This is a genomic window from Paenibacillus sp. FSL H8-0079 (assembly GCF_037991315.1).
Classification (GTDB): Bacteria; Bacillota; Bacilli; order Paenibacillales; family Paenibacillaceae; genus Paenibacillus.
In genome coordinates, this window is the sequence record NZ_CP150300.1 from 5976940 (window position 1) to 5993244 (window position 16305).

The window sequence follows — 16305 nt, forward strand, 5'->3', positions numbered from 1 at the left end:
TCAATTGAAGTTAAATTTCAGCTACAGATCTTAACTCAGAATTACAAACAAACAATGTAATATATCATTAATGATACTTCCTATTCATAAAAAAAAGCTCAAGAGCTAATGCTCTTGAGCTTCCTTTTAAATATTAGTTAGCTACTGTATAAGTTTTAGTAACACTCGTATCTTGAGCAGTTACAACAATTTTATCTGTAGCAACTACTGTATCTGTGTTTATTTTAGCAACATTAGAAGCATCAGTTACAACGAAGTTTGCTCCTGTTGAAGCTTCAAGAGCAGCTCTTACATCAGCTACAGTATCGCCAACTGGTACTGTAACAGTGTTACCAGTTACAGCATAGCCTGTAGCACCTGCTTTAACTGAAACAGTTGCAGTAGTGCTAGCAGCATCTACAGTTACTGTATAAGTTTTAGTAGCGCCATTTGAGGATTCAACTTTTACTTTAAAACCAGATACTACTGTATCAGCTCCAATAGTAGATGAATCATCAGCTTTAACTACTTCAACAGAAGCTCCTGTTTTTTCAGTCAGGTTAGTTGTAAGTTGAGCTACAGTAGTAGCAAAAGCAACATCTGTAATAGTGTTAGCAGTAGAGTTAACTGTATATACAGTAGATGTTACAGTTGCATCAGCTTCTGGAGCCAATACATTCAATGCACTAACATTAGCTACGTCAGTTGCAGAGAATTTAATTTTGTTCGCACCAGCGTAACCGGAAGTAGCGACACCTTGTTTGTCAAAGATATAAACAGCATTGTCGTTAGTAGCAACAGTTACTTTTTGAGCATCAGCCAGTGGCTTAGTGATAGTAAGCTCAACAATGCTCTCATTTGAAGGCAGGATTACTGCAGTGTAATCAACACCTGGGTTCAAAGTTGTATCTTGGTTCAAACCAGTTTTAACTACGAAGTTTGCAGCAATTTGAGCTTGTGTCAAAGTTGTAGTAAGTTCTTCATTAAATTTGATTTGGATTTTGTTATTTGCAGTTGCAACAACTGGTTGAGTTGCGATCAGTTCTGGTGCAACGCCATCTTTTACAGTGATACCAGCAACAGCTGCTGGAGCAATTTTGTTACCCAACAGATCCAAAGATCTAATATCGTCAGCAGCTACAGTTGTAAGTTTCACGTTAACAGCAGCAGGCAGATCAGAAGCCAAAGTCAAAGTAACTTCGCCTTTACCGTCTACTGTTTCGTAAGAAGCAGAAGTCGGTTGAACTCCGTCTACACGGAAGTCAGAAGCATACACTACTTGCAATGGACGATCCAAAACAACTTTAACTTTGTTCTTAGCTGTTGCTTTCACTTCAGAAGTTTCGATTTTAGCAGCAGTGCTACCCCATGCAGCATCACCTACGAATACTTCTTTAGTAAGGCCAGACAATTTATTTCCGTTTACGTCAGAAACCAAAGTCACTTTGAAGCCAGTGATGTTAGCACCGCTCAAAAGATTTTGACCATCATATTTTGCATCAGCTGGAACATTGATAATTACGCCTTTGTTGTCATAAGTCGGTTGGAAAGTAGTTCCAGTCGGGAGCAAATACCAGCTACCTCCTGTAGAACCTGTTCCTCCAACTTTTACCATGTAACGATCGGATTTCAAGATAGAATATTCACCATCAAGAGCCATCGATTTGTTAAATACAACTTGAACTTTAGTTCCTTCAGTAGTGTTTTGGGAAACAGCTACATTAGATACAGATGGAGCAGATACTTGTGGTGCAGTGATTGTGAAAGTTTGTGGAATGATTTTGTTGTTCAACGCAGTGTTGTCAACTACATTCTTCACTTCTACAGTGTATGCTGTACCTTCAGTAAGTGCGTTGGACAGAGTAACTGTCAACGTGTTTGTAGCATTCGCTTTAGTAACAGCACCAGCAGCTACTGATACGATTTCACCTTTGGAGTTTTTAACTACCAAATTGTTTGAATTGCTAACACTGAATTGGCTAGTAGCAATAGATTTATTGAACTTAACATCTAGTTTTCTGACAGAATCAGTTGTGAAGTTACCATATTGATCTGTTGCTGGTTGCAGAGAAGAAATCTCTGGACGAGTAACATCAACTGTTGCATTCACAGTAGTGCTCAATTTAGAAGCAGCGTTTCCGAACAAGTCACTTACGGACTCAACATACAAAGTTGTATCTCTAGCAGGAAGCTTGTTGCTATCGAAAATAATTTTGTAAGTTGTAAATGTGGAATCAGTTGCTTCTACGCTAGTTGCAACATGTTTAGTTGTTCCAGCGTTATCAGACCAGTAGATGTTAGCTGCTTTCACAGTGTCTTGGTCTACAGCTTCGTTGAATTTAACTGTTGCTGCATCCAAAGTTGCACTTTCAACAGTGAACGATGCTGGTGCAGTAGTATCTTCAGCTACAGTGATGTCTTTATCAAGGTAGTTGATGATTGTCATGTTAGCATAATCTTGTACACCAGAGATGGAGATTTTGTGAGCTCCAGCTTTCAAACGGCTGTACAAAGTGATTGTAGCTGTTTTACCATCTTTAGCAAGTTTGATCTCGCCGTTAGTTACAAAACCATCGATTTTGTAGTTCAAACGAGTTTCAGCACTTGCAACTTTAACTGGCTCGCTGAATTTAACGTTGATTACTTTGTTACCAAGAACTTCTACGGAAGAAACTTCAGGTACAGTTACATCCAGAGCAGAGAAATCAAATGTTGCAGCAGTGATGTTGCTGAAGCCACTAACAGTCAATTTATAAGTTCTTTGGTTAGTCAATGTAGGACCATCGTTGTTCAAACTGATCAAAACGGATTTTTTGTCTGCTTGCAATGTTGCTGTAGAAGCAGCATTCAAAGTAGCGTCATCCAATTTGTAGTTTGTGATTTTTTCAGCTTCTTCTTCTTTCAGATCTCCGTCAAATGTAACGAGGATTTCTTTAAGATTGTTAGCAGTTACTTTTTCAACTTTAGTCGCTGCAGTTACTACATAAGTAACTTTCTCAGTGAACTCTTTATCTTTGTAAGTGAATTTCACTTCAGTTTCTTTGTTAGCTTCAAGAGCTGTATCCAAAGTTACTTTAACAGTTTCGCCGTCGCTGATTTTGAACTCAACTACTTTACCAGCTTCAGTTACTGTGTAAGATTCTACTTTCAAGCTTTGAGCTTGATCGATAGAGTAAGCTGCACCTACCAACAATTCACGGGAAGCATTACCAGCGAAGTTAGCGTTAGCGTCGATCAGACCTGCGTTGATCGCTGCTTGAACATAACCTTTAGCCCATGCTGCTGCATTGTTGTTAGTTTCAGTTGGGATTTCAAGGTCAAGTGCACGAGTCAAGATTGTTGCCATCTCTTGAATTGTTACTTTACCATTGAAGCTGAAGAGTTTTTTCTCAACGTTAGTGCCTTCCATGATACCGGCAGCAGTTACTGCTTCGATATAAGGTACAGCCCAGTTATTAGCGTTGTAGTTTTTGTCAGTGTAAGAAAGAGTTCCTGTGATCTCTTTCAGACCGAGCAATTTAGTGATAACTTTCGCGAACTCAGCGCGAGTCATCTCTTTGTCCAGACCAGCTGTGCCATCTGGGTAACCATTGAAGATGTCTTTTGCTTTCAATGCATCAAACTGTTGTTGTGGTGTTACTGCTGTGTCACCGAATGCTACAGATGCAAACATTGAGAATGCCATTGCTGTAGACAATGCTACGGATAAAATTTTCTTCATAACCTTTTTGTCTCCTCCTTGGGCGTTCATAACATTGGAATTTTCTTTAATAGGGTCGCTCGTATTCCTCATTCTATTGTCGCACCCCCTTTCCAGAGTTATGAGCAAGTTAATATAAATGATGTCTGTGAGCATATCACAGAAACTTGTAAACAAGAATAATAGCAGAATCACACGTAAATAGAGTAGTTTCCTAATCCTACCTTACGTATTATACAATGGGTCTCTCGTGCCGTAAAGCAATTTTTTCTAATAAATAGACAAGATTCTTCACGAGGTCATTCTTGGTAAGTTCCCCAATGTTTTTGACTCTACATCTTAAACGCAGTAGATTTCAAAAAGTTGCGGATTGCACAAAAAAAGTTTTGATTTATTTTATGTGTAGGTACAGTACGGGGATTTAGGCCATTCTAAACCTTTTCAAACTATTGATACAACAGTGATTCTATAACTGAAATATCTGGTTTATCTGCTCTGCCAACGTTTATTTATACCCACAGCTTCAGCCCATGAAGCGACAAAATTCACAAAATGAAAAATAAAAAAGCACCCCCTAATGGGATGCTCCTTGTGCAGTTCTGGATATATACGTTATTTGATCTTCATCGCAAGTTCAATAATTTGAGCCCGCATATTTGGATCACTGTTCAATCTCAGATACATATCGTCAATGGGTTGTCTGTTCTCACGGTACGTTTTCTCATGCTTCATCGTCGTGTGAGACCATTCAATCAACTCATTCTCCGCCAGAACCAGATTGTTATACGCATCATGGAAGCCAGTGGACTGTACAAGCCCTTCCATGACTTCCTGAGAGATCTCCTGAGTCTTACGTGTATCTTCCAACTTTTTCTCCAGAATGACTGCCTGCTTCTCGAACTGTGTCTTTGCCTTCATGTAGCCCAGCTGGGCTTTCGAATAAATCGGTTTCATTAGCTAACTTCACCCTCTAAATCATTGTGTATTTACCGTTATTGTATCTTAATCTCTAGCAAATTACAAAAATAGTTATTGGTAAATAACTGTTTTCTTCTATTATAAAAGAGTTCTATATCAGTTAATATGCCGTCATAAAAAGACCTGTCCCTTTAGTCCAAGGGACAGGTCTTTCAGTATTGAACAGTTTTCTATATGCTTTAACTCAAGTTTTTAGGGAACAGCTTCGTGCTCTTCTTAAGTAATTCAACTGCAATTTTAGCAGCTTCTGCACGAGTCATATTACCTTTAGGGTTAAATTGATACTGAGCTTTGGTTGAGCCAGGCACTGTAACCGGGCTTCCCTCCATGATTTTCGCCTTAGTTATTGCGAGCACAGCAGGACGAGCATAGTACTCAATAGAACCTGAATCCAAGAATGATTTCCCAAGTGTATCAGCAAGCTTACTATCGTTCGTAGCTAATTTCGAGTTCATTGCACGAGCGATCATAACAGCTGCCTGTTCACGTGTAATTGGCATTTCCGGTTGGAAATATCCATCACTTAAACCTTGAACGATACCTGCGCGAGCCGCCGTCTCAATCGCTTCGTAGGTCCAGCGATCTGACTTCGTACTGACCGAGACGTCCTGGAAGGTTTGTTGATTGGCATAATTCAACGGTATATCCAGACCTCTCACAAGTAGCGTTGCAAATTCCCCACGAGTGGTCTGATCATCTGCTCCAAATGAGCTTGCTCTCAATGGATTCATGATCCCTTTCGAATACAAGGCATTTAATAAATTACGTGCCCACGGGTGGTTCGTAATGTCAGGGTAGCTTCTGCTAAGTTTCATTACTTTGTAATACCCGAATTCATCAAATGGAACAGTAATGGTATGACCTTTAGTATCAACTACGCCTCCAATAGGTACCCATTTCCCTACATTGGTCTTGTCTGAGTATCTGAATACAGTGATAGTTGAACCTACATCATCTACGATTGAAGGGTCATAGGCAATCGTTAGACTTCCTCTCTGTGAGGGAGTTAACACTCTCTCAGCAGCATACTGAGTGAAGTTGCCTTCAAGGCTATACGGAGATAAACCATTGGTACCTGCGCTGTAACCACTTTCTCCTTTATCACCGAGTTCACCCACGCCCCCATGAATCCAGTAAATATCTGAGATTGGAGTAAAGTTATTAGTGTTTAGTGTTGAACTGAACAATCCTGAAAGTTCTGGTGAGACTGTAATAAAGCTCTGTGCATTTTCGCTACCCTCATCTGGGGAACCAATCCAGTTACCGTAATCATTCTTTCTCTCTACGATCCCTTTATCCGAGTCAGCTATTCCAAACAAAATTTTATTATCCGGATAAAACTTGGTCATGTTTCTTACAGTTGTTGATTGTAAAACAGTCCCTTTCGGCAGGGATAGCTGCAATTCCTTGTTAAACACAGTGTACTTATTAGCTACTTTTGGAGCCATATATTGCGTGTCTGTTGTGATTGTAGATGTATAGAATACATTAACTGTGTCATTAATCGTGCCACCTGGACGCGTGATCTGAATTTTAATTGCGTTATTTTTATCAGGTTTTAAACCCACATAATCCAGTACAAAGCGATTATTAGAATCAGTACGCTTAACGGCAGGCTGTTTATCGATCACTACTTGAGTAGCACCTTCAGCTTCAATATCAAACCTTACAAAGTTTTTGTTAACAACAATTTTGTCTCCCACTGTTGGCTGAGGAGCAAGAATGCGATAAGAAGAAGGTTCACGTACGATCTCAAGTCGTTGTGTTGTTCTGGCACCAGTTCTGTTAATAAGTTCAAGAGTGTATACATGCGTTCCTGGTGCATCAAATTTCAGGTTCTGAATTCTGGCGAAGAATTGATTTTCATTACCTACAAAGTCAAATGTCGGCATGCCATTATCGCCCAACTTATTTGTTTGCAGCACACGATCTGTCGCTTGTGTATGTGTGAAAATTAATTTGGAACCAAAGTATACATTCGCAATCTGAGCTCCACCACCATTAATTACAAGGTCGTAGGATTCTTCACTTGTTACATATTTATCCTCTTTAAATGCAAATTCAGGCGTAACAGCGAAGATTTTTTTCAGTTCATCCTGTGTATAACTGGTCAAAGATTTATCCACAAATGGTTGTCTGGAATCTTTAGGAACCAAAGTAGGCATAAAAGTTGTAACTGTAGATTGATTCGTATCAATAACATTGATTCTAAGCGTTGTTGTTATGGTTGTAGGCTGCTTGTTGGCATCCTCATCAATTGCACGGATCACAATCGTGTTCTCACCAAATACAATCGGTCCCTCTTTCAACACTTTTAGTTTAATAGAAAAATCACCTGTCGTACTATTAGGGAACCCTGGTGTAACCTGCGTATATTCCGTGTCTTTAAGCACCTTACCATTAACTACAAGTTCAGGTTTAAAATCATTCCCCAACGTCTTGAAGCCTATAAATTTACCTTTAATTGACATAGTCTGTTCAGTACTTTTTGAATCAAAACTGTAAGTCTGTCCATCTTGCAAATTCTCTACATAGATTGAGCTGACAGATGAATAAGAGATTTTAACTACTTTCGGCAAGTCTGTTGGTTTGCCAAAATAGAATCGGACTTGCTGTTCTCCAGAAATAAAGTTTGAGATTTCATAGATCTGTTGCGTATCTTCCAGTCCCATATCATCTGTTGTTGTTACTGCTTTGATTATCAATTTTGTCGTTCCTGTAGGAAGGTATTCACCCAACAACTCTGCTTCATCAATTTCTTTACTCGACTCGACGAGAATAAAGAATTTATCACTTTTCACTCTTGATCCATCCAATTTAATCTTGGATTCAATCGGGCCACTTTTATAATCAGGAAGATAGTACATATTTAGAATATCTTGAGAACCTGGAGAATATACATATCCTCCTGTAAATCCTGTGCTGAAGTTACCATAAGTTAGATTGAGCTTCACTTCCTGATTTTTCTTAACATCAGTAACGCCTTCCTCTAATTCCATTTTGAATGGAGTATCTACTGTAAAATCAACAAGTCGATACTCCATGCTAATCCCGTCTGATCCAGCTATTGGAGTTGACTTGGTCACTCGGAATACAAATGGTGTCGTTTGATCTAAATTACTGTTAGATATAGTAATCGTTCCGTTTGTTGGGCTAAAATCCAAATTACTTGCTGTATAAGGCAATAATGCTTGTCCTGACAATTTACCTACAGTTTCCCCCGTTATTGTAAAATTAGGATTAGCTTCATCCAAAATAGATTGTGTCTCTGTCCCTACAGTTAAATCTAGCTTGGTGAACGGCTGGTTTCTATCAAAGTAATAGACTGAGCGCTCCGTTTCAATGGAGTTGGATGCGCTTGATATTTTAAATTTCAACTTATTCAATCCTGCTTTAAGTTTAAGTTGAGGTAAGAAAAAATCTCCATTTTGAAGCATAGCAGAATCGTAAGAGTCGCCACCATTTACTGTGACGGTAACCTGTGTAGCATTTTGCACTTTACCTTGGATCGATACTCGTTCTGTGTTAACGACTGTCTCAGAGCCTGCATTTAAATCATATGTTGCATTTCCTGTACCTCCAGAAACAACAGTAGAGATTTTGAAATTCTCTATAAAAGGAGCTTGATCATATAAAACATAGAATGTATCCGAACGCTCAACAGATCCCTGTACACCTAAAAAGGTGATTTTGTTGAACCCAGGAAACAGGGTAAGGTTGTTTGCATTAAATTTACTGTTACCACTGCTATCAGCAGTTACTGCCGTAGTGATAGATTTTGTTTCATCAGGAACCCACTTGTCCACGCCACCTTGAGTAGTTGAATTCAACTGTTCAACTTTCACCTTCATCGTATCTTTGGAAACGAATGAATAAGAACCTGAAATACTTATGGTTGATGTTGAAGTGGCATAGGCATTACTTCTTGATAGAAATTCTTTGCCTGTTTGTCCTGAAGTTAAAGACAAAATGGATGTTTCTCTTAACACCTTAATATCTGGCGTAAAATATGTGGTATAAGCATTAGATCCAGGAGTTACCGGATCACCGTCTGCAGCCGAAGCAACAGCCCCACCGAATAGACCTTGTGGGAACAATGAGAACACCATGGTGACCAACATGATCCAGACCAACGGCCGTTTCTTTTGTTGCATTACGTATCATCTCTCCTCTTTTTAAGTCAGTTACCTTTATATATCGGCAAAAGGTTCCAATTATTTAGTAAAAATCTCAAAATAAACAAAAAACCTTATCCACTAGGGATAAGGTTGGGTCTGGAATAATATTCAAGAATAGCTGTAACCAATACATTTATCTATTTATGATTCGAACGGGTCTCCGGATTCAGCTTGACGCGCATACGCATCAGGAAGTTAATAACCGGTCTTCTCGTCTTACTAACAAGTCCGATGACTTCTGCTCCCACCTGGAGGAAGAACATCATGATACAGATGACCACGAATGTTACCCAGTTCGCTTCAAACATGGCAGCGGAAGATTGGATAATCGCCAGAACTCCGAAGAATGCAGCAATTCCATAAATGATCAGTACCGTCTGACGGTGACTGAATCCAAGTTCACGCAAGCAGTGATGCAGGTGACCTTTATCCGGTGCGAAAATCGGTTTCCGCTGTACCGCACGACGGATAATCGCGAAGAAGGTATCCGAGAGCGGCACACCGATAATGATCAGCGGAGTAATGAAGGACACGATAGCAATTTGTTTGAATCCGAGCATAGACAGCATCGCCAGAGAGAAACCAAGGAATAGTGATCCGGTATCCCCCATGAAGATCTTCGCCGGGTGGAAGTTGAAGAACAGGAATCCAATGATGCTACCCAACAACACAAGGCACATCAAAGCGATCATCATGTTCCCCATCAGGAAGGACATCACGGCAATGGTACCAATCGCGATACCAGATACACCAGCAGCCAGACCATCCAAACCGTCAATCAGGTTAATCGCATTCGTTACACCAACGATCCATAAGATCGTCAGCGGAATGGATACCCAAGCTTCGAGTGAAGAATAGGAATCCTGAAAAGGAATGTTAACGAAATCTACGCGGATATTAAATCCGAATACAACGACAGAAGCAGCAACGATCTGACCGAGCAACTTCACTTTGGCTGACAGTTCAAACCGATCATCGAGTGCTCCGATCAGTACGATAATTGTTCCACCAATCAGAAACGCGCTGACAAAACTCATATCCCGAGTCGTGAACCATGCCGATACAAACGGAAGCAACGCAGCAACTGTAATAATAAAGGCCAGGAATATTCCCAGACCACCAAGACGTGGCATGATCCGTGTGTGTACTTTACGTGCATTCGGCGTATCCATCGCGCCAATGCGGACTGCGAACTTTTTGACAAGTGGTGTCAGGGCAAGAGCCAGTCCCATTGACACGATAAATCCAATGATAAAGATCGCTACCATTTGAACATTCGACCCCCAATTATAATACCTGTACGAAATTATAAATCCCCTGATCTCTTTTTATATATAAAATTATTTGTTAGTCACTTTTGATGAAAAATGCCATTTGCACCAGAACGGCGATCGAAAGGTTGCCTTGCAATCGTAGTGCCAAGTGTAACGCTTCTGTTTTCATGGAGTGGCACACATGTAATCCGGAATGAATTATACGCTCATCACACCCGAAAAGCCATCCTCAATTTCTAGCAAAAACAAGCATTTATCTCGCAATTACCTGTTTTTAACGGACTTTCGTCACGTTTTCTTTGTCCCGCATCACCTTGACAGCGAATTTCGGAAGCGCAAGCATCCGTCCAGCCCGGCTTGGTTCACGCAACAAGCGATAGAACCATTCCAGTCTTAACTTTTGGAACAGCTTAGGCGCACGTTTCGTTTTGCCCGAAATTACATCAAAGCTGCCGCCAACGCCCATGGTTACGGGAACCTGCAGTGCATCTTTGTGCTGGTGAATCCACGGTTCTTGGGTGTCCGCCCCACGTGCTACAAACAACAGATCAGGTGACGCTTCCCGAATGGAAGCGATGACCTGCTCATCCTCAGCCGGACCAAAATAACCGTCGCGATAACCCACAATTCGAATCGCCGGATATTGCTGTTGTAACCGAACTGCCGTTTCTTGAATCACCTCAGGGGTAGAACCAAGCAGATATACGCCCCATCGATAGTTTTCTCCAACACGCAGCAATTCATGTAAAAGCTCAAATCCCGGCACTCGCTCAGCTACAGGATCTCCACAATAGTTCGCAGCCCATACAACACCTGTTCCATCAGGAACAATCAATTCCGCAGCTTGCATGACTTCCATGATTGCGGGATTTTCCAATGCGGCCATAACCATAATCGGATTGGCTGTAATGACCTGATGTGGTGTCTGCTTGGAGAGCACAGCTTCCTGGAGAACCTTCACCGTTTCTTTCATCGTCAGTTTGGAAAAAGGAATGCCGTAGATCGAAACGGTAGGTATTGATCCGGTCTGACTCATCTTTATCTCATCCTTTGCGGCCTAAATAGTTAATAATCTGCTGTGCAGGAACTCTGGCTTCCTGCTTCAGTTGGGTGATGCCTTCCTCATGTTCCTTCAACCACTGTGAACGTTGGTCCAGCAGTCCAACGACCGTCTTGGCGAGCTTGTCACCATCGAGTGTATCCGTATTGCCTGCTGGTTCACTATCCAGACGAAGCAGGAATTGATCGATTTTCGGATCATACGAGATGCCCACCGGAGGCACATATTGCGATGCCGCATAGATCAGACTGTGCAGACGCATACCGATGACAAGATCACACTTGCTGACTTCCTCCAGCATAAGCTGAGGATCGGTCAGATCCGGTGTGATGCTAATCTCACTGCCTTTGCTAGTCACGTCACCGAGCATTTCCATAAGGAATCGTGATGCCTGTTCATCATTCGGCAAATGAAATGGCAGAAAGCGCAAGTGCACGGCTCTTTTGGAGCACAGCTTTTTCAATCCGGCTGCAATAGCCGTAAGCTCCTTCCGGTCTGACTCCCAGAATCGCACCGATATGCCGATCACAGGAAGCTTGGTATGTCCTCCAGATGAAGCTTCCACTCGGCTAGCTTGATTAGCAGCATTTGCTGAAATAGCACCTGTGCCACTCTCAACTTTTGCTTCAGGTAATGGCAAGCCCATGACTGGGTCGGGTACTACATGGATCTGATTCCACTGTAGCCCGAGCCCACGCAGGTAGTCTGCAGATTGTTCATCCCGAACGGATACATAGGTACAGGCCTTGAAGACTGATTTGATCATCGGATTGAAAATTTTACGCTTCACAGGGCCAATACCCTGTGCATAGATAAACGTTGGTTTTTTCAGCCACTGGGCCAGCTTGATTACACCCAGATAATAAGGAATGGATTTCAGTCCAGTTGCATCCTGTAATAGACTTCCTCCGCCACTGATTAATCCGTCACTCTCCTTGAGAGCTTCACGGACTTCCTTGAGTTTCATGCGATGAACAGAGCGTACACCGTACATGGAGGTTGTCCACTCGGGGTCACCCGAGAGTACAATCGGTTCAATGGTGACGTTCGACCTCTGACTTTCCTCTTCCAGCGCTGTCAGAATCGACTTTAGCACCGCTTCGTCTCCGCTGTTGCGGAATCCGTAATACCCCGAGATGACTAACTTTTGAGAAGTGGTGACCATTTTTTCCAACATCCTTCCGCTACTTGCCACACACCCACAGCAATGATACCGAAGATTAAGCCAAGTCCCAATCCCATCACTCCACGAATGAGTGACAATACAGCTGGCGTATGAATATGCGCGAACGTATCCACCATGGACAATTGTCCAATCGCTGCAATAATGAGCACAAAAATGACTTTACGATATTTTAAAGCGGCGAACACGCCAACGATAAATAGCGGGTGTCCCAGCATAAATTCTTTGAATCTCGGCCTTACACCGAACGTATCTTCCAGCGTGGTACGCAGGAACATCTCGAATGGTGTTACTGAACCTGAGTTACCTGTACGGCTCAAATAATAGTATCCAACAACGGCAGCAACGAGTGCCAAAACAACCATTAACACATTAATTGGCATACGAAGCATTTCTTTAATTTTCTTGATCGAGAATGAACCTGAACCACGATAAAACACAATGTAAATCGCTACCAGCGCCATAGGTGCAAAGTGCAACAGACTCACGCCGCGGAACTGGTTAATGACCAGACTGTACGTAATACTGTTAAGCAACGCGATGACAAAAGGTACCGCCAGGAACGATAGAATCGATGTTCTTACATACAACACCAACGTTTGTTTCAAACGACGACCCGCAGATGCGTCGGGTTGACGCTGTTGCTGATAGTTCACTGTACGAACGGCCAGCACCATCGCTATGGTCGGTGCCGCTATGGCCACAAGCAGGGCAATTCCTTGCTCCAGCAGCGTTGGTTTCAAGAGGAACAATCCGGCACTGCCCACCAAAGCAACTGCAAATGAGATCAATGTCAGTAGTGGGATAAAGTAAGAAACCATAAGTGCAATCATCGCAATTGCACCAACGAGAGCAACCAGCTTGGCATAACGCTGAATCGACGAATCCTTAACTGTAAATGCTTCAGCTTGTCCAAGTTCAAATCCATGCTTCGCCATGCGTTCTACTGCATGACCCGGTTCACCCAGGCTGTTGATCAGATTCTCAATTGGATCTGTAATCATGGCCTTGGCTGTATTCCGACTAGGGGAAGCATTCATATAGAGCATACGAATGTTGCGGTCTTTGGTTGCCAGAACAAAACGGTCAGCAATCGTATCTACGTCCAGATTGGCATCTCCATCACTAAGTGAGTACAGACGCGCGACATTGTAGTCCGTTTTATAAGCGAGGGTCTGGAATCCAGACTGCGGTTTCTTCAAGTTCTCAATGGCTGCAAGACCAATATTGTGCTTGTTCAGCAACTGTGCGAACTGGTCGAGACTTTTCATCTCTGCATTATCATTGTACCCTTTCACAGCATCACCATCAAACAAGATGCGCTTCACGCCATTTTCCTCGAAGAAGGTAAGCAAGCGCTCCATCGATTTCTGGCTGTATGGTACACCGTCCGAGATACGCGGCAAAATGTAGAAACCTTTATCACGTAGCATCTTCACCGCAACCGGATCGGGCTGCAAAGGCTGCATGTTGGCATTCTCCGGAGGAGTCTGCAATATTAAGCCGCTACGACCTTCATATTCCCATGGTAGCACTGGAATCTGCCGATCAGCGAACGTTTGTTCAATAATAGGGGTATACGTCTGTGCATTTTCCTCTGATGTAAATAACACATACGTGTAATTTGCGTTAGAAGGAATCACATCTTTGGTCAGGTTCGCGAGATCCTGGCCGTTGTATACCATTAGTCGGCGTGTCTTTCTCAGCTCGTCCAATGTACTTTCGAACACAGCCATCGTTGTTACGCCTGCGTCTTTCAGACGAGTCAATTGTTCATTCATGAAATCTTGCGGATGTGCCTGATAGGCGGAAATATCCAGCAGACCTCGATAGTTGAAGACAAGCTCTACCTTTTTGGCAGAAGATTCTGTCTGCACCCGATCACTGATTACAGGGATGGACGCAACGAGACCGATAATAACGACGAGCCACAACCACTTCCGAGAAGCGTTATTCCAATAAAGCCATTTTTGACGCACTACATGTACCTCCTCAAGTGTTGGAACCAAATGCACGTTCAGCTCAAGTAATTCGTTCATTTAACATTTATACAATAGGTTACAAACAGCTTGTGTCAACAAGCCCTGTTATATGCTAGAACCATCTACACTTTTATTTCAAAGAAAAACCCCTCCGCCAACCAACCTTACGGTGCGGAGAGGCCTTCTCATGTTCTTGCTCATTGCTGCATTCGTATTATTGTGCGTCTACACGCGACATCACTGTAGTTACCAGACGCTCGATCCGGCTTTCCGCATCATCCAAGTTCTCTCCACGCACGGCGAAGTATACTTTGATCTTTGGTTCTGTTCCTGAAGGGCGCAAGCAGAACCATGAACCGTCTGCCAAAATGAACTTCAGTACATTCTCCTTCGGAAGACCGTCTAAACCAAGGGAGTGGTCGAGTACATCTTGTACAGCAATTCCCGCTACTTCTTGTGGCGGATTGGAACGCCAGTCGGTCATTTTGGCCTGAATCTGAGCTACGCCATCTTTACCTTTCAGTGTACGGGACTCCAGCTTCTCCAGGAAATATCCGAATTGGCTGTACAGCTCTTGCAAGACATCATAGAGTGTCTTGCCTTGACTCTTGTAATACGCAGCAGCTTCAGCAATCAGCATCGAGGCAAGGACAGCATCCTTGTCACGGGCATAATTACCTGAGAGGTAGCCATAACTTTCTTCATAGCCGAACAAGAATGTATGACTGCCTGTTGCTTCGAACTGGTTCATTTTTTCACCAATATATTTGAAGCCTGTCAGTGTGTTCATCACTTCTGCACCGTAATGTTCAGCAATGACAGCACCCATCTCACTTGTTACGATCGTTTTGACAACCGCACCATTGCTTGGCAGTGTACCCGTCTCTTGCAGGCGACTTAACAGGTAATGTACCATAATGGCACCAGACTGGTTACCGGACAAGACGAAATATTTGCCATCGTTGTCTTTCACAACAGCACCCATACGGTCTGCATCCGGATCTGTTCCGATCAGAATGTCAGCGCCTACGGATTCTCCCAGCTTCATTGCGAGCGTAAACGCTTCGCGTTCTTCCGGGTTAGGGGATTTCACTGTAGAGAACTCAGCATCCGGCTGTTCTTGTTCGGCTACAATGTGCACTTGCTCGAATCCGATCTGCTCCAGCACGCGACGTACAGGGATGTTGCCTGTTCCGTGCAGCGGTGTGTATACGATTTTGAAATCACGGCCTATACCGGATTGGATCAGTTCGCGGCTCAGACTGCGGCTTGCTACGGTATCCACGAACGCTTGGTCTTGCTCTTCACCCAACCAAATCAGAAGGCCTTGAGCTTCTGCTTCTTCTTGCGTTAGCTTCTTCACGTCAGCAAGAGAAGGCACTTCCTGGATGTATTGAATGACTTTTTCCGCTTCATCCGGTACCAATTGACCGCCCTCATGATTGTAGACTTTATATCCGTTATATTCCGGTGGGTTATGGCTCGCTGTTACGACGATTCCGCCAGTTGCCTTCTGATGACGCACCGCGAATGACAACTCAGGAGTTGAACGCAAGGATGGGAACAGCTTGGCTACAATGCCGTTTCCAGCCAGTACAAGCGCAGCATCCAGTGTGAATTCAGGTGAGAAATGACGGGAATCATGAGCAATGACGACAGAAGGTTTACCTTCTTGGTCACCATGCTGCTCAAGGAGATAGCGCGCAAACCCTTGCGTCGCCCGACCCACAGTGTAACGATTCATCCGATTGCTTCCGGCACCAATGACTCCACGCAATCCTCCTGTACCAAACTCCAGGTTTCTGTAAAAACGTTCCTCCAGCTCTTTCGGCTGATCCTGCAAGTCACGAAGCTCCTGTTTCGTTGCTTCATCAATCGAAGCATCCTCCAACCATTGCTGCAACGTTTCTGCTGCTGCTGTACTTAACTGTTCCATTCCGATAAACCCCTTCCGTCTATATAAATTCAGGT

The 16305-nt window shown here is 43.0% G+C and carries 8 protein-coding genes; all 8 read right to left on the reverse strand.

Annotation, left to right across the window (positions count from 1 at the left end; translation table 11 throughout):
• Positions 1-133: 133 nt before the first annotated feature.
• Positions 134-3700 (reverse strand): Ig-like domain-containing protein, encoded by a 3567-nt coding sequence (locus MHI06_RS26780; RefSeq protein ID WP_340399627.1) that lies wholly within the window; start codon positions 3698-3700, stop codon positions 134-136.
• A gap of 591 nt (positions 3701-4291) precedes the next feature.
• Positions 4292-4633 carry a hypothetical protein gene (locus tag MHI06_RS26785; protein ID WP_036612519.1) on the reverse strand — a complete coding sequence of 114 codons (342 nt, stop codon included), beginning with the start codon at positions 4631-4633 and terminating at the stop codon, positions 4292-4294.
• 203 nt (positions 4634-4836) lie between these two features.
• Positions 4837-8811, reverse strand: coding sequence for an S-layer homology domain-containing protein (locus tag MHI06_RS26790; protein WP_340399628.1), 3975 nt, complete (start codon positions 8809-8811; stop codon positions 4837-4839).
• A gap of 161 nt (positions 8812-8972) precedes the next feature.
• On the reverse strand, positions 8973-10103 hold the full coding sequence (locus MHI06_RS26795) for an MraY family glycosyltransferase (RefSeq protein ID WP_169479759.1): 1131 nt from the start codon (positions 10101-10103) through the stop codon (positions 8973-8975).
• Positions 10104-10383: 280 nt separating this feature from the next.
• Complete coding sequence (locus MHI06_RS26800) at positions 10384-11145, reverse strand: WecB/TagA/CpsF family glycosyltransferase (protein WP_340399629.1); 762 nt, start codon at positions 11143-11145, stop codon at positions 10384-10386.
• 7 nt (positions 11146-11152) lie between these two features.
• Complete coding sequence (gene csaB / locus MHI06_RS26805) at positions 11153-12334, reverse strand: polysaccharide pyruvyl transferase CsaB (RefSeq protein WP_340399630.1); 1182 nt, start codon at positions 12332-12334, stop codon at positions 11153-11155.
• Entirely contained in the window at positions 12310-14331 is a 2022-nt protein-coding gene (locus MHI06_RS26810) for a DUF5693 family protein (protein ID WP_340399631.1), read from the reverse strand. Before MHI06_RS26810 ends, csaB begins: the two co-directional genes overlap by 25 nt.
• 217 nt (positions 14332-14548) lie before the next feature.
• Complete coding sequence (locus MHI06_RS26815; protein ID WP_340399632.1) at positions 14549-16270, reverse strand: phospho-sugar mutase; 1722 nt, start codon at positions 16268-16270, stop codon at positions 14549-14551.
• Between the last annotated feature and the right edge of the window lie 35 nt (positions 16271-16305).

Bases quoted from the DNA above. Each gene is read 5' to 3' on its own strand.
- MHI06_RS26785 (WP_036612519.1), bottom strand. From the start codon at position 4,633: ATGAAACCGATTTATTCGAAAGCCCAGCTGGGCTACATGAAGGCAAAG.
- MHI06_RS26790 (WP_340399628.1), bottom strand. From the start codon at position 8,811: ATGCAACAAAAGAAACGGCCGTTGGTCTGGATCATGTTGGTCACCATG.
- MHI06_RS26780 (WP_340399627.1), bottom strand. From the start codon at position 3,700: ATGAAGAAAATTTTATCCGTAGCATTGTCTACAGCAATGGCATTCTCA.
- MHI06_RS26795 (WP_169479759.1), bottom strand. From the start codon at position 10,103: ATGGTAGCGATCTTTATCATTGGATTTATCGTGTCAATGGGACTGGCT.
- MHI06_RS26800 (WP_340399629.1), bottom strand. From the start codon at position 11,145: ATGAGTCAGACCGGATCAATACCTACCGTTTCGATCTACGGCATTCCT.
- MHI06_RS26815 (WP_340399632.1), bottom strand. From the start codon at position 16,270: ATGGAACAGTTAAGTACAGCAGCAGCAGAAACGTTGCAGCAATGGTTG.
- csaB (WP_340399630.1), bottom strand. From the start codon at position 12,334: ATGGTCACCACTTCTCAAAAGTTAGTCATCTCGGGGTATTACGGATTC.